Here is a 23868-nt window from a genome sequence, read left to right as displayed (position 1 = left end):
ACACAAAAAAGAATTTTTTCTTTTTGTAAAAAAATTACAAGAAATTATCTTTCCGATGTATGCGACAAGCAGGACCACAACTACGACGAGAGGCCTAAATTCACTTCCCTGTAGAACAATCGTTTTGCTAGGCTTTGCTCGTGGCCAGCACCCGATTTTCAAATGAATTGAAGGAAACTGCAATTTAAGTATCTAGCATTCACTAGATTTACAAATAGTATTTAACTGTGTCACACCATCACTATCAGGCATTTTATTCTTATAAATAATTAACAACGAAAGAAAATCATGATTATTAAAAAAACAGCGATAGCAGCCGCTATTGTCGGCACAATTGTGTCCTCAATGGCCAATTCAAAAACTCTGGTCTGGGAAGATAATTTTGACGGGGACACGATCGATACTTCCGTCTGGACCTACGACGTTGGCAACTCCGGCTGGGGCAACAACGAATTACAAAACTATACCGATGATAGCGACAACGCTTACATCGAAGATGGAAACCTAATTATTCAGGCCGTAGAGGAAAGTGACGGCAGCTTTAGCTCGGCACGCCTTAAATCCCTTGGCCGCCTAACCTACAAATATGGAACTATCGAAGCCCGTATTAAATTGCCAGATATGGACGCAGGCCTATGGCCGGCCTTCTGGCAGTTAGGCAGCGACTACGGCCAGGTTGGTTGGCCCGCGTGTGGTGAGCTGGATATTCTCGAAGGCGGTATGGCCGAAGCGCTTGAAGCTGGCATTGTAAACTCTGAAGTATCTGGGGCCTTCCACTGGTGGCACGAGTCCGATGATTACACAGGACAAGCAGACTATGGTGAATCCAAGAACCTGGTTGAAGATTTTGGCTCCAGTACCGACCTGACTGAGGATTACCATATCTTCGGTATGACCTGGACACCTGAAAGCATTGCTATGTGGGTAGACGATGAAACCAATGAGGTTATCAGCATTGGCACCGATGACCCTGCATTTGATGAATTCCAACAACATCACTTTTTAATTCTCAACCTCGCGGTTGGCGGCATATTCCCACAACTTTACGCCAATAGTGATATCACTGCGCCCATGCCAGCCAAGATGTATGTAGACTACGTGCGTATCTATGACAACGATGACAGCAGCTACAGCACTGAACTCTCCTTCGCAGCCGATACTGCGAAAAGTGGCAACCTTGGTGTCTACGGTGATAGTAGTGAATTTTCCGAATCCCTAACATTTGGCACTGACTCCGAGCTCTATGTTTGGAACAACATGGAAAGCCAGGACAGCAGTGACGCACTTGAATTTGAAGTGGGTACTGGCGAATGGTTCGGCATGGGTGTATGGATGCAGTACGACCTGAATTTGATGAACTATCAAAATGGTCACCTGAACTTCCTGATGAAAACGACCACCGAGCAGACCATCGGAATCGGCATTGCCAGCACCAGTGGTGGAGATGCCTGGGTAGACCTGAGCGTTGACGGAGACACTTTTGGACTTGAGCGCGATGGCGAGTGGCATGAAGTAAGCATTCCCCTAAGCAAATTCGGAGTGGACTTCAACACCATCAGCCAGGCAATTATGGTGCGTGGCGACGCACCATCAGAAGCCTTTACCCTATCCTTCGATGATATCTACTTTAGTGAAAGCGTCGATAAGACGGCACCAACAGGTACCTTCTCTATTTACAGCGAAACTACCGAAGCCGACTCCACTTTCGAGCTGGGTACCGATGGTAATCTGTACATTTGGGGAGATACCCTAATTGAAACCTCCCCCTCCCCCTATGAAGGCTCTGAATCCCTATCCTACACATCATCCGGTGCAGGCTGGTTCGGCATGGCCTTTACCGCTGATTATTACTACGACCTATCAGCATTCGACCACGATACTGCCACACTCAACTTCGCCCTGAAGAGCAGCTCGACAACGACTTTCCAGATCGGCATGAAGAGCGGCAGCGTCGGTGATATTGGACAGAAGTGGATTGAGTTTACCAATGGCTCAGATCCCTACGGCTTTACCCGAGACGGTGAATGGCACCAGATATCCATCCCAGTATCCGACTTCAGTGATGAAGTTGACATGTCCGACGTTATCCAGCTATTTGAACTGCTAGGTGTAGATGGCGATATCAATGATATCGAGATCGACAATATCCACTTCGCTGGCGGTAACGGAAGTAGTGATGACTCTGGAAATGACTCAGATAGCGGCGACGATAGTGACAACAGCGAAGCCGGCGACCAAGACCTAACTGCCCAAGCTATCGTCACCGCCAGCAGTGAGGTCCAATCCATAGCTAATGCCGTTGATGGCAACAGCAGCACCCGCTGGGAAAGCGCCCATGGCGGTGACTCAGTATGGGTACTACTGGACCTGGGTGAGGCAGAAGCTCTGAACACCCTGACAATCGACTGGGAAACAGCCAACGCTGAGACCTATACGGTACAAGGCAGTAACGACACTATTTCCTGGACCACACTGGCCAACTTTAGTGGTGGTAGCGCCGGAGAGAGAACCGATGAGCACTCCCTGAGTGGAAGCTATCGATATGTGCGCCTGTACTTCACTGAGCGCAGCACAAGCTATGGCTACTCCATCTGGGAGCTGGGCTTAACTGGTGGCGACGGTCAGGCTTCAAGTATCTCTGCAACCTCTGAACTGCAAAGTGCTGAACTGGCAATCGACGGAGACAGTAGCACCCGCTGGGAGAGCGCCCACGGTGTGGACAATGTCAGCCTGACTTATGACTTGGGCTCTGTACAGTCCATTGGCACCCTCAATATCGACTGGGAAACTGCCAATGCGGCTGCCTACACTCTGCTCGGCAGTACCGATGGCAGCAACTGGACAACTGTTGAGTCATTTTCCGAAATGGGAACCGGTGAACGCACCGACGCAATCACCGTAGAGGGAAACTACCGTTACCTGAAGATTGACTGCACCGAACGCAATACCGTGTACGGCTACTCCATTTGGGAAATTAGCACTTACTAATAGCAGCTGGTAGTAGCAACTTGGGCAGTACTTTTACAGTGCTGCCCTACCTATAAACTGCCACCGAAGGAACTAAAATTCCAAAGCTAGAGGTGCTACACGCCTTTGTACAGTAATTCTTTCTAATTCAAAGCCAACCTGAAAATAATAACCTTCCCAAGGCTAACGGTAGACCATCGCCAGAATCGAGCGCCCCTGCTTCACGTAACCAAGGAATAAATCCCCAACAGGACCACTTAACTCATTCACTTCAACCCTCTCAAACCCCAAAGAGGAGTAAAAAGGCTCCAGGTGGTCGTAGGGAAATGCATAGGTGTCACTATCAAAACGTTCAGCAAGGAGCGTCAACAGCTGTCTTGCAACACCCTGCCCTTGATAATCTGGTGCAACAGCAACTCCGGCCAGGAGCTTAAAGCTCTCATAGCGCCGCAAATAACCGCAGGCAATCACCTCCCCCCGTTCGCCGCGCACTATCCCGCAATCCTCATGGCGTTTGGCTTTGCCACGAAATCCATACATGCGATAAAATTTGTTCGCTAGCGGAATCTCTATATCTGCCAGCCACTGAACACTATTAGAAGGCTGCGTTTTCGCCATAAACCTGCCCCTGTACCCCTGAAGTAGAAAAATGCCCAGAGAGACCTGTAGCACCTGCCTGCGCCCGCCCAATGTCTGCTACTGCAGTGCGTTGGTGAGCCTGGCCAATACCATAAAAGTGGTGATCATACAGCACCCACAAGAAGAGAAGCACCCGTTCAATACCGGGCGTATGGCGAACCTGTGTTTAAATAACAGTGAATTGCTTATTTCTGAAACTCTTCCTAATCAACAGTTGGAAAGGCTACTCGATACACCCAGCGCTCTACTCTATCCGTCACTATCATGGCTACCCCAAACACCCCTATTAGCTGAAGGGAACAATACCCCTAGCCACCAGAATCAGCTGGAAAAGATTGAACAGCTAATTGTTATAGATGCGACCTGGAAAAAATCTAAAAAGATTCTTCACCTGAATCCCAAGCTACAACAGCTTCCAAGAGTCAACCTCAGCGGGGACTTGAAATCCAACTACGCTATTCGGAAAACCACCGTTGCCGATGGTCTATCAACCATTGAAAGTATTGCCTTGGCTATGGCTCAACTTGAAGATAAAAATGAGTATTCCAAGCTTCTGCAACCATTTGAAAAGATGATTAGCCTGCAACAGCAGAGCTATTCAGTAGAGCCAGCTTAGGGCATTTGATAAAATGCAGTCAGTGAGGCCTCAAGCAAAGAACCTAAACAATTACTCCATCAGGAAATATCAAATTAGAAACCCCCTGGTAGGTTAGCACGCACATAAAAATTGATAAGGCGTATCGAATAATCGATCGATATCGCTCTTCATCAATCCTCGATTGAAGCTTAAATCCGATTATTAGTCCAAAATATGCAAATACGGTAATTGCAGATAGCGACATTAACTCCAAATCATCAAAACTCAAGTAAACTGAAAGCACAGAAAGCTGTATCAGCTTACCAATCAAGAAACAAATATTGGAAATAAGGATTACTTCCTTTGAAGACTTGGTAACTTCCAATAAGTAAATCATCAGTAGAGGCGCAATCGCATTAGTCGCGCCACCAATCACCCCAGCCAAGCCGCCCATAATAACAGGAAAAAGTACTGGCCGACTGGAGAATTTGGACAGATAACCCCTTAAACGATTGGAAAAAAGGTAAATTAAGATTGATACCGCCAGTAACAACTTGAGAATATCCGGATTTGCCCAGGTTAACAGCCATGTTCCGGTAAGGCTTCCAAGAGACACCAATAATATTACTAAACTATATTTAGAAAAATTAATCCTATAATCTCGGCACTTATAAAGGCTGGATATAATTACCAAAAGCGACGGCAAGATGGTTAACACCACTGCCGTTTTCAAATCATAAGCAAGCGCCAGAATAGGCGTCGCAAGCATTGGGAAACCAAATCCCAATGCTCCGTGAGCCATACCTGCTACCAAAATAAGCAACAACCCAACTATAACTATCTCTATGACCACCCGTTAAGCAACCCTCGATATAGCAGGCATATTAAAACGTATTCGTTTAAGGTGCCTTTTCCTATCCTTAATTCCTGTTCTCGCGTGAAGGTATCGTCGATTATCCAATAACAATATCTGATTATTATTCAACCTAACCTTAAACATATTATGTGGCAACGATATTTTTAGCTCCAGCTCACGTAAAGCATCAAGCTCATCTGAAGAGCAATACTCACGCTCGATAATATCATACCTATATCTGAAACCATGGCTCTCATCAATTAAGGATGCCTCTATAAATTCAGACGACTTGCGAAACTCTTCAGGAACACGCAGTTTAAACTTACTACTTGAAAGTACCTGGAAAGTTTTATCGGAGAGACTCTCAATTATCCTGTCGGCACAGACAAGAATATTTTCTCCGCCTCCATGCATATCAGCGTGCACAACGAAGAGACCAAAGTAGCCAGGCATCTCCGATTCAAAAGCACCGTCATTGTGCAAAAAGAATTCTCTATCACTATGAGATATAGCCAATGCCTCATCGCCTGTCTCACCACCAATTCTTACATCCCAAACCGTTCTCCCCATAGAATCATGCTCATGTACCAACCCAATGGTATTGACAATATCCTCCATTACCTCAGCAGAATCATCAGAAAATTTGAGATGGATAAGCGCAATCCCCTTTTTAAACAGGGCTATTTTGTAACTTTCATACTCTATGTCCGAACAGGACCCAAGTTCAAAGCAGCAGTAACTTGGGACTCTAAGTGGCATGGCATGCGATGAAAAATAGAGTGACGACATTTTCAGCTCCCTTGATGAACAATTCCTTTACGATTCCCACAATATGAACTTCTACCCACAAGATAAAAGGAGCAATCTTTATGCCAAATATCACATATGTACCAAACTCATACGTCTCCAACTTTAGTCCCTGATGGCGTTTAAAGCTCTTTAACACCAAAAAAGTAAGTGTCCCCGTGGAAACCCTCTGAATCGTCTATCACAAAGTAACCCAAGTCATCCTAATTAAGGCCCTTGTTTATTTCACAAAACAGCAACAATCCCCGGTTCAGGCCAAGATAACCTACCTCCAAGCAAATAAAATTTATCGTAGTACGGCAAAACCACAGCGAAATAGCTCTCTAGTCATGACCATTTAATAAAACCACAACAAATACCCCTTAAAAAAGAAAAGAAAGCGTCGCAAGATAACAGCCAGTATCGGAGACAAGTATGCCCTATTAATTCCCCAATCAGATGGAATAATAAAAAGTCAGGCGCTAACAATAAAATATATAAAGCGAACTAAGGTCCCACCTATAAGGATCAATTCTGCTTTCGAGCCAAGCCGAGTGGAAAAGTATGGAAGATTTAAAGACACGGGAGCCATTTAAATGCCGTTACCAAACAGCTCCCAAGGAAATATCTAAACAAACCCTCCCCGATGGCAGCCATATAAAGTTGAGCGCCACAACTAAAGTACTCGTCAATTATTCAGAGACACGCAGACGCGTACGTCTATTAAATGGGGAGGCCCAAATAAGCATTTGTAAAGAGGTAACCTGGCCATCTATAGTAGAATCACGACAAGCATTGATCCGTACACATAAAGCCACTTTCAATATTGACCAGCGATATGGGATAACAGAAGTCACTGTTCTCGAAGGGAATATCACTATCAGCCCAATAAAACAAAATAAAAATCGCGCCGAAATAAAGAAGGGGGAGATGCTCAAAGTAACTGAGCACAACACCGGTGCAGTCAAAGGTTTTGAGGTTTCCAGCTATAAGGATTGGGGAAGTGGATTTACAAAGGCTGATAACATCAGATTAACAGAACTCCTAATATCACTAAATCGCTTTACAAATACCCCGCTTGTGACGAGAGACCAGAACACTAGTAGACTACTTGTTAGTGGGGTTTATGACCTGAATCATATAGAAGATACCGTCCTCTGTCTGAGCAAATCTTATAACCTGAAAGTCACAAAAGAAGAGTCTCACACAGTGCTAGAGCTGCTTCCAGAATAATAACCTAGCTTGTTAAATGCCAACAAAAGTGGGCTTGTGTACCTAACAATAAAGATAAAACAGTACTTTTCTGTAATTCTACCAGCAAATACGGTCAATCTTAGGGGCTCAGTATTACTAAAAATACGTAATTTGCTAGCCTAGTACCCTCAGCTGGCAAGGGGTACCAGGAATTCTCTTTCTGGTCCAGAGACTCCGAACCTTGCCAGCTTTTTTATCACTTTGACTCAAAGTAAGTGACAGTAGAACCTAAGAAAAGGCTGTAAACCCTACTCAACCGTGTCCTTATCTTCTTGCCTCAAATAACCAGCCGCATTTTCATCTTGAGCTAATTGTCCCTGTTCTGTCATTGGCAGAGCACGACTTTGCTGATTAATAGCATGAATATTCGAAGTGTTTTCCAAGTCTCTGCTGCTTGTAATGGAGGCAATAGACTCTCTATCTTTCAAGAAACTAATTACGTCATCCCTGATTTCAGATAAGTCGCGTTCAGACTTATGCATTTCAAGTATATGCCTTGGATACTCCAAGTTTCTCATGCCAGATGCGGCAAATGTACTTGAGACAACCCTGGTTACTATCACCCAAGGCGTAATTGAACTTCTGACTAGTACATTTTCAGAACGAGTACTGTCATGTATTCCAGTGCCCGTTGAGATCTTAGATTCAGTGAATGTCCCTTCGCATTTAAAATACACCAATAGTGACTCAAACTGCATCTCAGCAAAGAAGATATGTGCCGCATTGACCAACAAGCGAGCAAATGTATTAAGAATAAATCCTATCAGTAGCAGGTGAATTAGCGTCATACAGAGCGCGCCACCTGCAGAAATATACTGTTCTAGCAGAGCTAAGCGGCCAGCTTCCTCGTCTAAGGCGCCAAACTCCTGTTTAATCGCTGTAAGAGATTCCGGCTGAAAGAAGTGAATAACATCAATCAAAGAGTATGCCAGCCAAATAGCTAGCGCAGTAACAACGATATAAAGCGCATTACCTGCGAAAAGACTAATATCGCGAATTAGCTTGAATTTTTCACCCAAATCAACAGGACGAACCGTAGGTTGTACTTCCTGGATCATTTCCCCATTGAATGAACCTTTACCATCCACTTGCTCTTCAAGTTTTGGATCAAGCTCTCTGTAAATACGATTGGGCACTTCTTTATAACGACGATTTGCCATCACAAGGTTATCCAAGTTTATAAAGATTTCCTTCGGGTGAACCGATTCCTGCCAGTTATCCCTTAATTCAGAAACCTCAGTGACTGGGTTTGCTATTTCGCTTCTAAAGCGCAGCATATAGACAACAGCAAAACTACAAGCAGCGCCTACAAATATAACCCCAAGAATATACAAGAACGGGCTAAAGCTCGGTAAAGCTTCAGTCAATACACCGGACACACTGATTATTTCATCTAGGGAAGTAGTACCTTCCCCCTTAAAAGCCTCAACGCCTAAACTTAAACCCAATCCTAGCAACAAAGGCACCACAATCGAGAATAATATCGTTTTTGCAATACTTCCCCCCGTAAGGCTCGCTACACTTTTCTGGGCTTCCCGTGAAATACCTTTACTTGCAGAGTGCCATACAATCAATGTATAAAGTAAAGCGATGGCAGAGTACATCGGGAATAGCTTTTCTCCCATATCACCAGCAAAACCATTAAGACAAATAAAAGCGACAATGACATAAGAGAGCAAGACAGTTAATGTACTTACCCATGCGCCAAACTGTGCCTGAGCCATATTTCGAATGGGGTATGGCATATAAAGCAATTTAGGGAAGATACTGTGTAATACCCGAGCCAAGAAGCCCTTAGGCTCTAGAAAGGTTGGATTCTTACGGCCAACTAACATCTCTTCTAAGCCGGAAGCGGTATAAGCCACTTCATTTTTCTCTTCTGATGCCGTACTCGTTTCAGATTTAGAATGGTTAAAAGCTAATGATACCGGATGATTTCGACCAACAAAGAAGCGCAATAAGGCCAAAATGCCGCCTGATAGAGCCCTTATACCGCCGACCAGCAGGATTGCCCCCACTACGACAAGCACCCAACCACTTACAGGGTCCAACTTTACTTGGCCAGCAGCGATAAACAGCAAGATTAGGGCAACAATGAACTGAACTCCCCCCCTAATTGCGGTAACCCGGCCTTCTTTCTTAAAAGGATTCTTCAGGCCCAAATCAATCGAGCCGTAATCAAACGCCATAGAGTATCCCCTTAGTACTGGTACTTATGCCTAAAGCCTTAATCTGCTAAAAGAAGATGTACTTCTCAACTCAATGCAGCTTAAGGCTTTCCTGACTATTTTTCACTCACTTTCTATAAAGATACTTGCTATGCGCTAGCAAGCTAATTGCAGCCCTCTATGTGTTGCATGTATTTCCGTATAACTGGGTATTCTTGAGGGCTTGGATAAGGAGTTATAGGCTGCTCACATATGGCCTGTACAACGCCTAGCCGATAAGTTACCTATACCTGTTCCCAGGCCAGAACATAGAATCGAGTTAATTCTCTCCGGGGAGTTTGATCGGTTAAATAGCTGCACAGAGTTTAAGATTGCTCGAAAAACGTAATATGCATTTAGCCTATTGGAAACATCTTCCGGCACGCGCGTAGTTGGAGCTGATATTAAATATGGCCAATTTTCATGGGAGGTAGGTACTAATACAGCTGATCCTATCGGGAGTTCTACATGAAAGTCGGATTTGATCCGTGCTTGCACCCGATCCTCTACTTGAAAACCGAGCCTACCCATAATTGGCAGATCCAACCCTCCATCCCTAATTCCGAAGCTATTGGCAGGGCTAACCATTGCATCAGCTGATTTGGAAAAGAAATCTCCCTCAATAACACCTACAACTCCAAAATCTTCAAATACTTCGCTCCAAGCTTCCACAAGCTCCTTGGGCTTATCAATTAAATAGATTTTATCTGGCAGCATAGGTATCTCAACCTTCAAAAGAACAGAAACATGTAGCAATATATAATCAACAGTATCTACAGCTCATAATTCCCTCACCTGATAATCAACTGTAAAATCCTTTACCCATGTAATTCCAGAGCCACTCATAACTTCATTCCCAAGTTCTATATCGGCAATAAATAGCCCCTTAGGGATTAAACTATTTCGAACTGCGTAATTCAGTAATTCCAAACCAGGAATAGCGGCAATCATGGAAGGTTGCTTGGCCCTAAATGATACATACACCCAATTATTATCATTTACTCCCGACATATCCTTCCAATTCTTATGGTACCAAAGCTCCCATACTGAATCATTAATTGATACCTCACTATGTTTTATCCCTGCAGGATTGAAATGTCCGTCAGTAAAATATGTCCAGATCATAATTTCAGCAGCTATTACTGAACGATTTGGTTCACGCCCCCTATAAGCTTCAGAAATTAACCACATCGTCGTAGCCGTATTATAATCTCCACTCGATTTGCTTTCTGTATGATGTGAAATGCCAAGCTTCGCCAGGCTGGATATCTTTAAGGGAAATGCATCATCAAACTTAGGTTCCGGCGCCCAAGGAGAAGACCCTATTTTTATTTGTGGTTGGGAATAAATTACCCGTCGATCTAAAGGCCAAGACCATGACCAACCAAATTGTAACTCACCCTCTACCAGTCTTTTCTCCAAACATTGGGACCAAGGATCATCTTCTGCAGCATATTTATTCCAGACATTATTATTCATTATACCCAGCTTGGTAGCTACATTGTGAAAGTCTTCACAGCTAATAGTTGTAGTTTCTGGCTTTACCCAACCAGAACCATTACTAACTTTAGTAGCACAAGAAGCAGTCATAATAATAAAAAAACACAATAAAAATCTCAAAACCCCACTTCCCAGTAAGTTACCAAATAGCATTTTTACTCTTAAACTACCTAATTCTTTATTTTTGATAACAAACAAAATATTTATCATCCAATATTAGCCCCACCACCCATACTTTCGGCAACTGGTACATAACGTATATTGTTATGCCGCAATAGAGGAAAACAATATACATTTATATACTTACTCTTGCCTAACTCTAATGTTGAAAATCCGTTCCACTCATGGATAAATTGAGCCCACCTTCGGCGGCCACCGAAGGCCTTGTTTGTCACACTTGGTTTGATTGCCAACTCATAACAGTCATTAATACCCAGGAGCGTGACGGACACTCACTAGGCATAGCTCAGATAGCACTATGGGCAATGGGCCTCAAGCCAGACTAGCAAGTCAGAGATAGCTTATCTTATGAAACCTACAGAGATCGATATCGATATCAGCAGTAAACAACTCAATATTTATGTGAAACCTACTGACCAATTCTTTAGTGTTGCCAATGATAAAAATTACATTAAGGGCACCATTAAACAACGACAACCACTTAAACCTCAAAGAGCATTAATAGAGCCTATAGGAGGACTCGAGATAGAGTTTTTTGTGCCGCAGACAAAGCAGGATTACCTGTAGTTTTTTGCAATCGTTCTCAGATAAGAGGCTTTGCCAAATCCGCAGGACATTTTACCAAGGCTGGCAGGCTAGATACTATTGATATCACACAATTTGGCGAGAATATGAAAGCAAGACTATCAGCGCTTAAGCCAGAAAAAATCTGAGAGATCAGTGACTTACTAACTGTGAGAGGTCAGCGTTTAGAGATGAGCACAATGCAAAAGAATCGGCTTCAGATTATTGTTGATTGCCAAAGGAGTCGGAAATGTATTGGCTTATACGCTAATTAGTGAACTTCCTGAGCTAGGAAAATTGAATCGTATAGAAATTGCCACACTTGTAGGTATCGCCCCGATAAACCATGATAGCAGCAGCTTCCCGGGAAGGAGATATATTCGGGATGGAAGGCATCCTATACGCACGGTTCTGTTTGTTTCCATCACGTCGGCCATACAACATCACCCCAAGTTAAAGTCGATGTATAAGCGATTAGTCGACGCCGGAAAACCTAAAAAGCTTGCTCTGATTACGTGCATGAAAAAGCAGATTACGATCCTGAATACGATGGTGAAAAATAGCACCTACTGGGATGAAAGTATGGCTTAAAGACTTTACGAGCAACCATAGTCACTAGTTATGTGTTTTCAATACCTGCCCATGACTGGGCGCTTACTAACTTGACCTCTACAATAATCTCTTCAAATTCTGGAGAAAAGTCTTCAACATGAATAAAGTCATTGGAAATTTTATTACCTGATTCATCTTGAAGTATCAAATCCAGATCATCTCTCTTTTGATAATACTCATCATATTGCTCGCTGGTGAATAACTTAAAAACATTTTTTACTTTTTGATAGCCCGGACCTTGTATAAAACGCCCATGAACCATGCCCATACTTAAATCAGAATACTCCAGTCTCGATTGACCTATGTAAAAATCTGTTGAAAATATATAGTAATTCATATGTTCACATAACGCTCGCAGCTGCAGACGACTTGTAGCGACGAAGTAGTAGAAAGGCGTTCCGGCAGTCTGCGTTTGATATGTATTTTATGTGTCCGCATAGATACTGGCCTCTCTGACACTCAATATTTCAGCTTTCTCCCAGTTTTTATACTATGAACCTGTAGCTCACCGGTAAGAAGCCCATCCCTATTTTCTGCGCATTAAACTTCTGCGACTTTCTCGGCAGCACTAAATATTTCAACACCCACCTCTGACTCTATATCAGAGATGACGCCATACGACAAAGCCTGGTCGTTTTTTAAGCTCACTCAAGAAGGAAGTCAGTAAAAAGGTTCCCTCCCCTGCGTACCGGTCCATTATATCTTTCGATAAAGGTGTACCTACTTGAACTCTATTCATCTATCAAATCTTTGTTACACATTCCGTTGAGTGAAGGGGAGAAGCACCCAGTGCTTTGTCCCGCTTGCTCGACTTGTATGGTTGTTCTTGCCCGATTCTGATGTTGAAAATCCTTTTCGTTAACGGGTAAATTGAGACCCACCTTCGGCGGCCACCGAAGGCCTTGTTTATCACAGTTCGCTGCTTGGCTGGTTCGTAAAAGACCGATAACAAGTATGAACGTGATAAGCACTCACTAGGCATAACTCGGATAGTCATGTGGGCCTCGAGCCCGAATAGCAAGGCGGAGATAGCTTATCTTATGGAACCTCAAGAGATCAATGTCGGTATCGATACCAGCAGTAAACAACTCGATATTTATGTGAGACCTACTGGCCAGTTCTTTAGTGTTGCCAATGATAAAAATGGCATTAAAGATGCCATTAAACAACTACAACCTCTTAAACCTCAAAGAGTATTAATAGAGTCTACGGGAAGGCTCGAGTTAGAGTTTGTTTGCGCCGCCGACAAAGCCGGATTACCTATTGTTGTTTGCAATCCTTCGCAGATAAGGAGCTTCGCTAAATCTGCAGGGCGCCTCGCCAAAACTGACAAGCTAGATGCAATGGATATTGCACATTTTGGTGAGGCCATGAAGCCAGGGCTGTCGGTGCTAAAACCAGAAAAGCTTAGGGAGATCAGTGACTTACTGGCTGTAAGAAGTCAGTGTTTAGAGATGAGTACAATGCAAAAGAATCGGCTTCAGAGGATGCCGAAATCAGTACACAAACCTATCCAGACCATTCTAAACACCATCAAGAAAGAGTTACAAGGTATCGACAAGCAACTGGAAAAACTGGTTAACAGTGTGTCCGAGTGGCGGCAAAGGCGTGACCTATTGTTGAGTGCCAAAGGGGTCGGAAATGTATTGGCCTATACGTTAATGAGTGAACTTCCTGAGCTAGGACAATTGAACCGTAAAGAAATCGCTGCACTTGTCGGTATCGCCCCGATGAACCGTGATAGCGGCAACTTCCAGGGCAAACGATATATTCGAGGTGGAAGGCATCGCGTACGCACGGTTCTTTTTGTTTCCATCATGTCGGCCATACAACATCATCCCAAACTAAAGCCCATGTATAAGCGATTAGTCGACGCTGGCAAACCTAAAAAGGTTGCTCTGGTTGCCTGCATGAGAAAGCAGATTACGATCCTGAATACAATGGTGAAAAACAACACCTACTGGGATGAAAGTATGGCTTAAAAACTTGACGAGTAACCATAGTCACTTGTTATATGTAATTTTATATGGCTAGAGTGCAACGAACTTTCACCTTGGAAAGATTATTTTTTACAAAATAAAGAGTAATATGCCAATCTGTTTTTTCGGGGCATAATTCTTTACCAGCATCAGTAGAAGCTCCCCATCCACTAGAATCCATTAAGCACTCTCTTTGAATCCTACTCATTTCGTTTACTTTAATCCAATTTTTCGGACATTCTTTTGAATTGAGCATTGGAGCAAAGCTGCTTTTAATATTATTACTTAATGTTTCCGATTTTGTTGCTCCAATAACAAACGTCCCGACGGTTCCCTTTGTAATTTCTAAAATTTTTATTTCATCGCCAGGGAAGGGCTGAAGTAAAATCCAAGTCATGGCTGCAACAAGTAAAAGCAGTAAGAATTGCGCGATATTTTTCATTGCACATCACACTCGCAGCTGCAGATGACTTGTAGCGACGAAGGAGCGGGAAGGCGTTCCGACAGCTTGCGCTTGTTATATGTTTTATGTGCCCACATAGATACTAGCCTCTTTGACACTCAATATTTCAGCTTTCTCCCAGTTTTTCATACTATGAACCTGTAGCTCACCGGTAAGAACCCCATCTCTATTTTCTGCACAATGAACTTCTGCGATCTTCTCGGTAGCACTAAATATTTCAACACCCACCTCTGACTCTATATCAGAGATGACACAATACGATAAATGTGAGTCGCTTCCTTTAAGCTCATTCAAGAAGAAAGTCAGCAAAAAGGTTTCCTCCTCTGCGTACCGCTTAATTACTTCTTTCGATAGAGGTGTACCTACTTGAACTCTATTCATATCTCAAATCTTTCTTACACATAACGTTGAGTGAAGGGGCGAAGCACGCAGTACCTTGTCCCGCTTGCTCGACTTGTATGGTTGTTCTTGCCCGATTCTGATGTTGAAAATCCTTTTCGCTAACGGGTAAATTGAGACCCACCTTCGGCGGCCACCGAAGGCCTTGTTTGTCACAGTTCGTTGCTGCGCCGGTTTATAAAGACCGTTAACAAGTAGGAACGTGACAGACACTCACTAGGCATAACTCGGATAGTCATGTGGGCCTCGAGCCCGAATAGCAAGGCGGAGATAGCTTATCTTATGGAACCTCAAGAGATCAATGTCGGTATCGATACCAGCAGTAAACAACTCGATATTTATGTGAGACCTACTGGCCAATTCTTTAGTGTTGCCAATGATAAAAATGGCATTAAGGATGCCATTAAACAATTACAACCTCTTAAACCTCAAAGAGTATTAATAGAGTCTACAGGAAGACTCGAATTAGAGTTTGTTTGCGCCGCTGACAAAGCAGGATTACCTGTTGTTGTTTGCAACCCTTCACAGATAAGAAGCTTCGCCAAATCCGCAGGGCGCCTCGCCAAAACTGACAAGCTAGATGCAATGGATATTGCACATTTTGGTGAGGCCATGAAGCCAAGACTATCGGAGCTAAAGCCAGAAAAGCTTAGGGAGATCAGTGACTTACTGGCTGTAAGAAGTCAGTGTTTAGAGATGAGTACAATGCAAAAGAATCGGCTTCAGAGGATGCCGAAATCAGTACACAAACCTATCCAGACCATTCTAAACACCATCAAGAAAGAGTTACAAGGTATCGACAAGCAACTGGATAAACTGGTTAACAGTGTGTCTGAGTGGCGGCAAAGGCGCGACCTATTGTTGAGTGCCAAAGGGGTCGGAAATGTATTGGCTTATACGCTGATGAGTGAACTTCCCGAACTAGGAAAATTGAACCGTAAAGAAATCGCTGCACTTGTAGGTATCGCTCCGATGAACCGTGATAGCGGCAGCTTCCAGGGAAAGAGATATATTCGGCGTGGAAGGCATCGTGTACGAACGGTTTTGTTTGTTTCCATCATGTCGGCCATACAGCATCATCCCAAACTAAAGCCGATGTACAAGCGATTAGTCGACGCTGGCAAACCTAAAAAGGTCGCTCTGATTGCCTGTATGAGAAAGCAGATTACGATCCTGAATACGATGGTGAAAAATAACACCTACTGGGATGAAAGTATGGCTTAAAAACTTGACGAGCAACCATAGTCACTTGTTAAATTTTGCCTAGTTCCATATGCAACAAAGGGTATGGCTTTCCTTGACCATCTAGTGGAGAACGGCCTACTACATTGAAACCCAAATACTCATAGAAGCCTAGCGCTTGTTTATTTTGCTCATTAACATCGACTTTGGTAGCACCTTGATTTTTTATGGCGTCTTCCATTAAGTGGAGACCTATGCCTTTTCCCCTGGATTCTGGAGAGATAAAAAGCATTTCGACATTCCCTTCATGGACGTCACAGAAACCATGAATTTTTCCTTCATCATCTTTAGCACATTTCAAGTCCACAGCATCGAAATACTGCTCTAAAATCAGAGGCTTTAAAGTGACTATGTCTTCTTCCTGAAGAAAGTCATGAGTAACTCGAACTGAGGCCTCCCAAATTTCTATCAGGGTTTCATAATCTTTCTTTTCTGACTTCTCAATTTTCATAGCCAAACTCCAATCGGAAATTTTACGCCAACATAAAGGGCGGCTGCGCAGCAGACGTCCAGCACGAAGTGCGCCTTTGATATTTTTATTAAGGGGTTATGACTTCATTTACTGTGCATTCTTCAACAGATTAATTGTGGTTTGTTTCGCTGTAAGCTCCGCCTCTAGCGCTGAAGTTACTTCTTGATACCTGCCTTGTTTAAGATTTTCAATGTGAAGGGATAGCAGTTTTAATTCCGCTTCCTCACTACGAATATCGGATTTTACCCAAGGGATATATATTTGGGAATAAAGATAGGTGGTGGTTGTAACGCCACCCACCAGCATCCCGAGAATGATAGCTGCTCCAGTTTTCATTGAGACCCTTAGCGCTGCCAACAACGGCAGACTTGTAGTTGTAATTTTTGTGCAATAATGGCGTAGCCATGCATAAAAAGCGCGGCTGTAAGGCTATCCAAGCCACGAAGTGGCTGATGTTGCTTGGCCTTGTTACATGTTTTCATAGGTCTTTAGTGCCTTGTACTCTTTAATTGATGAAGGCCAAAGAATGACTCTATAAATATCATCCGCGTCTTCCCATTCCTCGGTTATTGAATCGAGGCCTTTAGCTAATGAAAGTGCGGCATAGGCACCCGGTTTGATTTCTATCTTTGCTGCGTCAGGTAGATAGCCTGTACAACCGAACACTGCACAACTACCAGACTTGATAGTGAAGTAACCCATTGATGCATGATCCCACTCTTTTAGATCGATATTGGGCTCACTATCATAGATCTCTACTTCAACTGGCACATCAACATTGCGGAATGTCCCAACTGCGAGAGTATTTGCTAGTACTCCTAGTTTCAGTTCAAGCGCCTCTTCAGTCCATACTTCCGAAGTATCGTCATCTGCCGCAGTATCCATAAGATAGACCTGAAAGTAGTCAGCGAATAATTCAAACTTATAATTCTTCATCGGTGCTTCCGCGACACGTAACGCTCAGCACACGGGCGGCCGAAATGAAGCGAAGCGCAATGTAGGCCGTCCTGCCCGGCATTTTTTGCCGGGCTTTCGTGCTGCTGCTTGTATGGTTGTTCTTGCCTGATTCTGATGTTGAAAATCCTTTTCGCTAACGGGTAAATTGAGACCCACCTTCGGCGGCCACCGAAGGCCTTGTTTGTCACAGTTCGTTGCTGCGCCGGTTTATAAAGACCGTTAACAAGTAGGAACGTGACAGACACTCACTAGGCATAACTCGGATAGTCATGTGGGCCTCGAGCCCGAATAGCAAGGCGGAGATAGCTTATCTTATGGAACCTCAAGAGATCAATGTCGGTATCGATACCAGCAGTAAACAACTCGATATTTATGTGAGACCTACTGGCCAATTCTTTAGTGTTGCCAATGATAAAAATGGCATTAAGGATGCCATTAAACAATTACAACCTCTTAAACCTCAAAGAGTATTAATAGAGTCTACAGGAAGACTCGAATTAGAGTTTGTTTGCGCCGCTGACAAAGCAGGATTACCTGTTGTTGTTTGCAACCATTCACAGATAAGAAGCTTCGCCAAATCCGCAGGGCGCCTCGCCAAAACTGACAAGCTAGATGCAATGGATATTGCACATTTTGGTGAGGCCATGAAGCCAAGACTATCGGAGCTAAAGCCAGAAAAACTTAGGGAGATCAGTGACTTACTGGCGGTAAGAAGTCAGTGTTTAGAGATGAGCACAATGCAAAAGAATCGGCTTCAGAGGATGCCTAAATCAGTGCACAAACCTATACAGGCCATTCTAAACACCATCAAGAAAGAGTTACAAGGTATCGATAAGCCACTGGATAAATTGGTTAACAGTGTGTCTGAGTGGCGGCAAAGGCGGGACCTATTGTTGAGCGCTAAAGGGGTTGGAAATGTATTGGCTTATACATTGATGAGTGAACTTCCCGAGCTAGGAAAATTGAACCGTAAAGAAATCGCTGCACTTGTCGGTATCGCCCCGATGAACCGTGATAGCGGCAGCTTCCAGGGAAAGAGATATATTCGGGGTGGAAGGCATCGTGTACGAACGGTTTTGTTTGTTTCCATCATGTCGGCCATACAGCATCATCCCAAACTAAAGCCGATGTACAAGCGATTAGTCGACGCTGGCAAACCTAAAAAGGTCGCTCTGATTGCCTGCATGAGAAAGCAGATTACGATACTGAATACGATGGTGAAAAATAACACCTACTGGGATGAAAGTATGGCTTAATAACTTGACGAACAACCATAGTCACTTGTTAAATTTCTCATGAATAGTGCCCCCAGCGGTGTGTTACCGGAAGGCATTCTTCACATAAATTTTTTCCTTCGTGTGTGCCACCATCATAAACCACCCAGTTGAGATCAGAGTACAAGTCTCCTTCATCAAATTTTGTTGGATTCATGTCTCTATTTATCATTAGATGATTACACTTTTCACAGTTGAATACTGACAATTTTTGGTATGGTAGAAAACGTGTCTCGCTCTCAAGCATCTTGAGACCATATTTTTCGAAAACAGCCCTTAATTCCTCATCTAGCTTTTCAAGATGCTCGCCAAAAGAATCATCATGAATTTCATCACTAGTTGTTTCAAAACAACTGAAATGCTTCCTAATTGCAATTTGCTTCATGATCTCTCCTGAAATTTAACGACTACAACAGGGGCGGCCGGAGCGTAGCGTAGGTTGTCCCGCGAAGGGCCAAAGGCCCGCAGCAACCTGTTTGTACTTGTTAAGTGCTGCTTGCACTTACTTGCCTTATAATTTTTTGAATAAAACTACGGCCTTGTGACAAAGGCTTGTTAGTAAAATAAGTTATGACATATACCTTATTATTTATATGAAACACATTATGGTAATAATTTAACCTACTTTCACCCGATTCTCGAGCAGCCTCAGCAACTAGAAGAGTACACTTATTATCACACTTTGCCTCACCTAAGCTTTCACCGTACTCTGATAATATTTCATTACTTTCTTGGATTACTGCTTCAAGATTATCAGTGCTAGCCATGTGAATAACGATCATCTCATACGGATGGCCAGTTTTTTTATTAGGGACAAAGGCTGCGAAATCTATTGAAGAGCCTGTTTCTTCAATGTGATAGTTTGAAGGCAAAGAAATCTCAAAGAACTCACTCTTCCATGAAGCAGAGAACGCTGTTTGTGCGAGAAACAATATTAAAAGTGGTATCAGACGCATAACGTTTTCTTTAAAGGCATTTAATCGGGATAGGGAGGCACCTCATGATGCCCCTCCTACCACACCACCAGGCATACGGGTCACGTACCATGGCGGTTCAATTCTATTCCCCTTCCTATCTGCCAATTCCGGCAGCCCCAAGTTCCTAAAGTATCTATTTGGCAATGCTCTGTAAAGGGCAGGACTTTTGCTTAGCCTCCATGGTCCATGCGCTGATCTGGCCGTGTTCCACGCTAAAAAACGATCAACGCCCAGCCTTCTTAATCTGCGGTAACCACTACGTCCCCATTGCTTCCATAAATAACATCGCAACTTCCGCCTTATCCACTTGTCCAGATCTTTCAGAGGGCTCAGTACTTCACTGATGTCAAAGTACGCTTTCCAACCAAGCAGGGTCTCCTTTAACTCATCTATGATCTGAGTAAACTTGCGGCCTCGTGTTCGGCGGGTGACCATTCTGATCTTTGCCTTCAATTTATTAATCGATGATTCTGATACCTTTATCCGGGCATCCTTCTTCAGCAATCTAAATCCTAGAAAGCTCCGCTTCCAGAAGTGATCCTCTGCACTCTTCTCAGCATTTACTGTGAGCTTCAGCTTACATTTGATAAAGTGCGTAAGGCTTGCTTTTATCCGCTCTGCAGACCGATGACTTCCCACCAGTATTTGAAAATCATCGGCATATCGTACAAAACTGAGTTGCCGCTTGTGCAGTTCCCAGTCCAGTTCATTAAGCACTATATTAGCTAGAAGCGGAGATAACGGCCCACCTTGCGGTACGCCTTTTGTAGTAGCTATTAACTCACCATCGACTACCGTCGGCGCTTTTAAGTATCGGTTTATCAACCCCAGAACATCAGCCGGTATTCCACTTTTCTTCAGTGTCACCATGAGTTTGTCATGATTCACTTCATCAAAGAAGGATTTCAAGTCCATATCGATCGTCCAGCGCTTTCCTTGCCGGACAAAGTTTTGGACCTGTTTAATCGCCTGGTGCGCTGATCGATTTGGTCTAAAACCAAAACTAAGAGCATGAAACTTCGGCTCCCATTGCTCACTGAGTATCTGTGCGATAGCTTGTTGGATCAACCTATCTTGCACAGTGGGTATACCCAATGGACGCAGGCCTCCATTGCCTTTTGGTATAAAGACGCGTTTCACCGGTTGAGGACGATAGCTACTACTTAGTACCTTTTGTCGGGTAGCAATCCAAGTCTGCTTAAGATGTTCCGGCAACTGTTTTACCGTCATACCATCGAGACCTGGTGCGCCTTTGTTACGAGAAACTTGTTGTAATGCTCGAAACAGATTATTCCTATCTAGAATTCGGTGCATTAAAAGAGATGGGAAATTGGACAATGTATGATTAAGTTTCCAGTTTGATGTTCACCCAGAAAAAAAATTTTCTCTGGCAACTAAGTTACTTGTCAGATGCAGTCATCAAGCTCTGCGTTAATAATACTGTCCAGAATTGTTCAGGCCTTCAGTAGCACGAAATCTACCTACTATGCCTTCTGCTGACTTCTATAGGTCGGTCAAAACCAATCTCTCAGTTTTCAGTTATTCCATTAACAACCCATAGACCTCCCAGGGTAAGACATTTAACTTTCTTCACGTAGATGCTGGATTTATAAAACGCAGGCCAATTGTGGATGGAGAGCTTTATGGTCACGTGCCCACTGGCTCCGCCTACGTCACACCTCATATCCAGTTCTTGTTCATCATCCCGTGAATTTGCGTTGGGCTTCCTCCAGCCAATACCTCGCGATATTAACCTTGCCCTTTCGCTAACCTTCGGCTCCACGAATACCTGGTAAGAGGACTTGCACCTCTCTAGTTAAATGCCATGCCTGGAACACACGCCCGCAACAGGGGCGACCAATGCTATGCACATTTTGTGCGAAACTGGGAGCGCAGCGACCCGCACAAAATGTGCATAGCGTTGGGCGTCCCGCGGAGGGCCGGAGCATACTGCTTGCGTTTGTTAGGAATTTTCTCGAATCGGAGTTTTTGAGATAAAACCGCAGTACTCTCCAATTGCCCTCTCTTGATTTTTGCCTTTAGTTTTTCTGACATTTTCGAGCAAAATGTAACCCATATAGATGGACTGGAGATCTGCAACTCGAAATATATCAGTATATCCACCGGCTTTAAGGTTCGCTGAAAGCTCATCAATGGCAATTTGAGCACTTCTCTTGCTGAAATCGCTCGCTCCCCAGCGAGCATTTGGGTTTAAAACGCTCCACTCTATAGATGGGCATAGCTCTTCAGCAGCTGAGCTGTACGATAGTAAAAAAAGAAGAAAAATAGCTGCTCTCATATTATTCCTAACGCCCAGCGCAGGCGCAGCCAGCGCGGAGCGCAATTTGTGTTAATGTTTGAGCGCCCGCGAGTAACACAAAAGGTGCGTAGCGTTGGTTGTCGCTCTGCCGCTGCTTGTTAACTGCGGTCATCTTCGAAAGCTTCCGCGTTGAGGGAATATGCAAGTTCAGAGCATATTGACATAGGAACCCCGCTGGTCAGTAGAACACCATTCTCCAGGCTTATATTGCCAACTTCATCCCCGCCTTCTAGATAGAAAGCTATGCCTTCACCTGAGAAAAGAACCTCCTCATTGGTAAAAGGGTTAGTTCCTTTCTTATCAGGAGCTTGCTCGAGAGCTTGATGACTGGAGATTATGCTACTCCATTGAGCAAGCTGTATATCACCATCGCTTTTGATGATTTTGCCGAAGTCCATTTTATCTCCTGGAAAGTTAACGCCGCGCTCAGAGGCGGCTTACTTTGGGCGCTTTGTTAGGGCTAACCCCGGGCACTGCCTCTATGCTTAAGCCAAAACCCAGAATGATGCTGTGCAACCGACAGCCCTAAGCAGAAGCGCTCGATGTTCAGCTGTGATTTTGGGAACGTGAATTCACGCACGAACATCGATTGCAAGAGTACTAGTGCTGCCCCTATCTGGGTAGATGATTCAGGCCCATTCCCACCATTTATATAGCTGGGTAAAAAGTCCATCATTTCCCTGAAATGAAGGCGAGCCATTGCAACAGCAATTTGTGGGCTAACCATACTACCATTTTTGAAGCGGTTCTTTAGCTCTTCCAGGTGCGACTTATTCTCCGAGACAATGAGGCACATACATGCGACTAAGTGCGAACGCCAATTCACATCAAGTAGCAGAGCTTCATAACCTGCATGCTCGGTTTCAAGCTCAGTAGCTAGAGCACTAAAGATAGAAAGATCACTTTCTACTTCAAATGGTTGAAAACTCAAATCAAAGGCCTTCAGGTAGAAGCTACCATCATTACTGAGCTCTTCTAACCTCTTAAATACGTTCATCTACCAATTGCCCTAACGCCGCGATAATCGGCTGGCGCTGCGAAGTGGCGACAGCCCGGTGGAGGCCCGCAGGGCCGGAACGAAATTCATCACCTTGTTACATTTTTGTGTATTTCGGACTCTATTTCTTCAGTAATTTGGTTAAGCGGCAGAATTAGAGCCTTTAATTTATCTGTGAATAGATAGAGGTTATGCTGATCTTTCTCAACAGACTGTATGCTCTGCCAAGTAAAGCTAGACGAACACAAACTATTTGACTCACATATGCCTGAATCGGATATTTCAAATTCCCATAACCCTAGAACACTTCCGTTCTCGTCTGCTGCTGCGGAAATATAGAGGCGCATATATATTTGCTGCCAAACATTGGCCAGAACAAACCAAATACCGAGTGCTATTAGTGCTCGATTTAGATGGTCGTAGTTATTACAGCAATTGTTGTCATAGACTGAATACATTTCTAGAGCAAAGAACGCAAGAAAGAACCAATAGAGCATATTAAATAAAGTAACTTTCCACTTAATTCCCGATGCCTGATGAATTCTTGCCATGGCGAATTTATTAAAGTGCCGAAAATCATCTTTATTCAAATTAATCGTAAACTTCATGCTACCCCTGAAATGTAACGCCCGCCTCAACGGCCGGA

The 23868-nt window shown here is 43.8% G+C and carries 27 protein-coding genes; 8 read left to right on the top strand and 19 right to left on the bottom strand.

The window, feature by feature from the left end:
- The first annotated feature begins 288 nt into the window (after positions 1-288).
- Positions 289-2988: a discoidin domain-containing protein gene (locus ACJJIE_RS23175; RefSeq protein WP_444893123.1), complete on the top strand. Its 2700-nt coding sequence runs from the start codon at positions 289-291 to the stop codon at positions 2986-2988.
- A 162-nt stretch (positions 2989-3150) separates the two neighbouring features.
- On the opposite strand, the gene ACJJIE_RS23170 is transcribed toward ACJJIE_RS23175, so the two are convergent.
- Positions 3151-3585 carry a GNAT family N-acetyltransferase gene (locus ACJJIE_RS23170; RefSeq protein WP_444893122.1) on the bottom strand — a complete coding sequence of 145 codons (435 nt, stop codon included), beginning with the start codon at positions 3583-3585 and terminating at the stop codon, positions 3151-3153.
- Between the two features lie 31 nt (positions 3586-3616).
- Between ACJJIE_RS23170 and ACJJIE_RS23165 the strand changes: the two genes are divergently transcribed.
- The gene (locus ACJJIE_RS23165) at positions 3617-4222 is read left to right on the top strand and encodes a tRNA-uridine aminocarboxypropyltransferase (RefSeq protein ID WP_444893121.1); all 606 of its coding nucleotides are present in this window, start codon (positions 3617-3619) and stop codon (positions 4220-4222) included.
- A 43-nt stretch (positions 4223-4265) separates the two neighbouring features.
- Here the strand turns inward: ACJJIE_RS23165 and ACJJIE_RS23160 are convergent, their stop codons facing one another.
- Complete coding sequence (locus ACJJIE_RS23160) at positions 4266-5036, bottom strand: sulfite exporter TauE/SafE family protein (RefSeq protein ID WP_444893120.1); 771 nt, start codon at positions 5034-5036, stop codon at positions 4266-4268.
- Positions 5037-5039: 3 nt separating this feature from the next.
- Positions 5040-5828, bottom strand: a complete 789-nt coding sequence (locus ACJJIE_RS23155) for a TauD/TfdA family dioxygenase (RefSeq protein ID WP_282933761.1) — start codon at positions 5826-5828, stop codon at positions 5040-5042.
- Between the two features lie 561 nt (positions 5829-6389).
- Here ACJJIE_RS23155 and ACJJIE_RS23150 point away from each other — a divergent pair.
- On the top strand, positions 6390-7058 hold the full coding sequence (locus ACJJIE_RS23150) for a FecR family protein (protein ID WP_444893119.1): 669 nt from the start codon (positions 6390-6392) through the stop codon (positions 7056-7058).
- Between the two features lie 269 nt (positions 7059-7327).
- On the opposite strand, the gene ACJJIE_RS23145 is transcribed toward ACJJIE_RS23150, so the two are convergent.
- From ACJJIE_RS23145 to ACJJIE_RS23135, 3 genes are all read right to left on the bottom strand, one after another.
- Positions 7328-9268 (bottom strand): hypothetical protein, encoded by a 1941-nt coding sequence (locus ACJJIE_RS23145; RefSeq protein WP_444893118.1) that lies wholly within the window; start codon positions 9266-9268, stop codon positions 7328-7330.
- Between the two features lie 225 nt (positions 9269-9493).
- Entirely contained in the window at positions 9494-10003 is a 510-nt protein-coding gene (locus ACJJIE_RS23140; RefSeq protein ID WP_282933764.1) for a macro domain-containing protein, read from the bottom strand.
- A 63-nt stretch (positions 10004-10066) separates the two neighbouring features.
- Complete coding sequence (locus ACJJIE_RS23135; RefSeq protein WP_444893117.1) at positions 10067-10996, bottom strand: GH12 family glycosyl hydrolase domain-containing protein; 930 nt, start codon at positions 10994-10996, stop codon at positions 10067-10069.
- A gap of 318 nt (positions 10997-11314) precedes the next feature.
- On the opposite strand from ACJJIE_RS23135, the gene ACJJIE_RS23130 reads away from it, so the two are divergent.
- Positions 11315-11533: a hypothetical protein gene (locus ACJJIE_RS23130; RefSeq protein ID WP_444893116.1), complete on the top strand. Its 219-nt coding sequence runs from the start codon at positions 11315-11317 to the stop codon at positions 11531-11533.
- Between the two features lie 222 nt (positions 11534-11755).
- Positions 11756-12121 carry a transposase gene (locus tag ACJJIE_RS23125; protein ID WP_444893115.1) on the top strand — a complete coding sequence of 122 codons (366 nt, stop codon included), beginning with the start codon at positions 11756-11758 and terminating at the stop codon, positions 12119-12121.
- A 28-nt stretch (positions 12122-12149) separates the two neighbouring features.
- Here ACJJIE_RS23125 and ACJJIE_RS23120 read toward each other — a convergent pair whose 3' ends face one another.
- Entirely contained in the window at positions 12150-12479 is a 330-nt protein-coding gene (locus ACJJIE_RS23120; RefSeq protein ID WP_444893114.1) for a hypothetical protein, read from the bottom strand.
- Between the two features lie 703 nt (positions 12480-13182).
- On the opposite strand from ACJJIE_RS23120, the gene ACJJIE_RS23115 reads away from it, so the two are divergent.
- Positions 13183-14124, top strand: a complete 942-nt coding sequence (locus tag ACJJIE_RS23115) for an IS110 family RNA-guided transposase (protein ID WP_444893113.1) — start codon at positions 13183-13185, stop codon at positions 14122-14124.
- A 40-nt stretch (positions 14125-14164) separates the two neighbouring features.
- On the opposite strand, the gene ACJJIE_RS23110 is transcribed toward ACJJIE_RS23115, so the two are convergent.
- On the bottom strand, positions 14165-14563 hold the full coding sequence (locus ACJJIE_RS23110) for a hypothetical protein (protein WP_444893112.1): 399 nt from the start codon (positions 14561-14563) through the stop codon (positions 14165-14167).
- Positions 14564-14647: 84 nt separating this feature from the next.
- Positions 14648-14965, bottom strand: coding sequence for a hypothetical protein (locus ACJJIE_RS23105; protein WP_444893111.1), 318 nt, complete (start codon positions 14963-14965; stop codon positions 14648-14650).
- A gap of 300 nt (positions 14966-15265) precedes the next feature.
- Between ACJJIE_RS23105 and ACJJIE_RS23100 the strand changes: the two genes are divergently transcribed.
- Positions 15266-16207 (top strand): IS110 family RNA-guided transposase, encoded by a 942-nt coding sequence (locus ACJJIE_RS23100; protein WP_444893110.1) that lies wholly within the window; start codon positions 15266-15268, stop codon positions 16205-16207.
- A 28-nt stretch (positions 16208-16235) separates the two neighbouring features.
- On the opposite strand, the gene ACJJIE_RS23095 is transcribed toward ACJJIE_RS23100, so the two are convergent.
- The 3 genes from ACJJIE_RS23095 to ACJJIE_RS23085 all read right to left on the bottom strand — a co-directional run bounded on the left by ACJJIE_RS23095 (position 16236) and on the right by ACJJIE_RS23085 (position 17633).
- Positions 16236-16676, bottom strand: coding sequence for an acetyltransferase (locus ACJJIE_RS23095; RefSeq protein ID WP_444893109.1), 441 nt, complete (start codon positions 16674-16676; stop codon positions 16236-16238).
- 108 nt (positions 16677-16784) lie between these two features.
- Positions 16785-17033, bottom strand: coding sequence for a hypothetical protein (locus tag ACJJIE_RS23090; protein ID WP_444893108.1), 249 nt, complete (start codon positions 17031-17033; stop codon positions 16785-16787).
- A gap of 132 nt (positions 17034-17165) precedes the next feature.
- On the bottom strand, positions 17166-17633 hold the full coding sequence (locus tag ACJJIE_RS23085) for a hypothetical protein (RefSeq protein ID WP_444893107.1): 468 nt from the start codon (positions 17631-17633) through the stop codon (positions 17166-17168).
- 335 nt (positions 17634-17968) lie between these two features.
- On the opposite strand from ACJJIE_RS23085, the gene ACJJIE_RS23080 reads away from it, so the two are divergent.
- Positions 17969-18910 (top strand): IS110 family RNA-guided transposase, encoded by a 942-nt coding sequence (locus tag ACJJIE_RS23080; RefSeq protein WP_444893106.1) that lies wholly within the window; start codon positions 17969-17971, stop codon positions 18908-18910.
- A gap of 37 nt (positions 18911-18947) precedes the next feature.
- On the opposite strand, the gene ACJJIE_RS23075 is transcribed toward ACJJIE_RS23080, so the two are convergent.
- From ACJJIE_RS23075 to ACJJIE_RS23045, 7 genes are all read right to left on the bottom strand, one after another.
- Complete coding sequence (locus tag ACJJIE_RS23075; protein WP_444893105.1) at positions 18948-19313, bottom strand: hypothetical protein; 366 nt, start codon at positions 19311-19313, stop codon at positions 18948-18950.
- 100 nt (positions 19314-19413) lie between these two features.
- Positions 19414-19884, bottom strand: a complete 471-nt coding sequence (locus ACJJIE_RS23070; protein ID WP_444893104.1) for a hypothetical protein — start codon at positions 19882-19884, stop codon at positions 19414-19416.
- 42 nt (positions 19885-19926) lie between these two features.
- Positions 19927-21219: a group II intron reverse transcriptase/maturase gene (gene ltrA, locus ACJJIE_RS23065; protein WP_444893103.1), complete on the bottom strand. Its 1293-nt coding sequence runs from the start codon at positions 21217-21219 to the stop codon at positions 19927-19929.
- A 649-nt stretch (positions 21220-21868) separates the two neighbouring features.
- Positions 21869-22204: a hypothetical protein gene (locus ACJJIE_RS23060; protein ID WP_282931781.1), complete on the bottom strand. Its 336-nt coding sequence runs from the start codon at positions 22202-22204 to the stop codon at positions 21869-21871.
- A gap of 119 nt (positions 22205-22323) precedes the next feature.
- Positions 22324-22623: a hypothetical protein gene (locus ACJJIE_RS23055; RefSeq protein ID WP_444893102.1), complete on the bottom strand. Its 300-nt coding sequence runs from the start codon at positions 22621-22623 to the stop codon at positions 22324-22326.
- Between the two features lie 62 nt (positions 22624-22685).
- A complete protein-coding gene (locus ACJJIE_RS23050; RefSeq protein WP_444893101.1) occupies positions 22686-23222 on the bottom strand; it encodes a hypothetical protein in 537 nt (178 codons plus the stop codon).
- Between the two features lie 89 nt (positions 23223-23311).
- Complete coding sequence (locus ACJJIE_RS23045; RefSeq protein ID WP_444893100.1) at positions 23312-23830, bottom strand: YcxB family protein; 519 nt, start codon at positions 23828-23830, stop codon at positions 23312-23314.
- Positions 23831-23868: the final 38 nt, after the last annotated feature.

It is taken from the genome of Microbulbifer maximicatervae (SeqCode) (genome assembly GCF_052467325.1).
The sequence above is the reverse complement of the archived record's forward strand: the minus strand, read 5'-3'. Positions and strand labels throughout refer to the sequence as shown.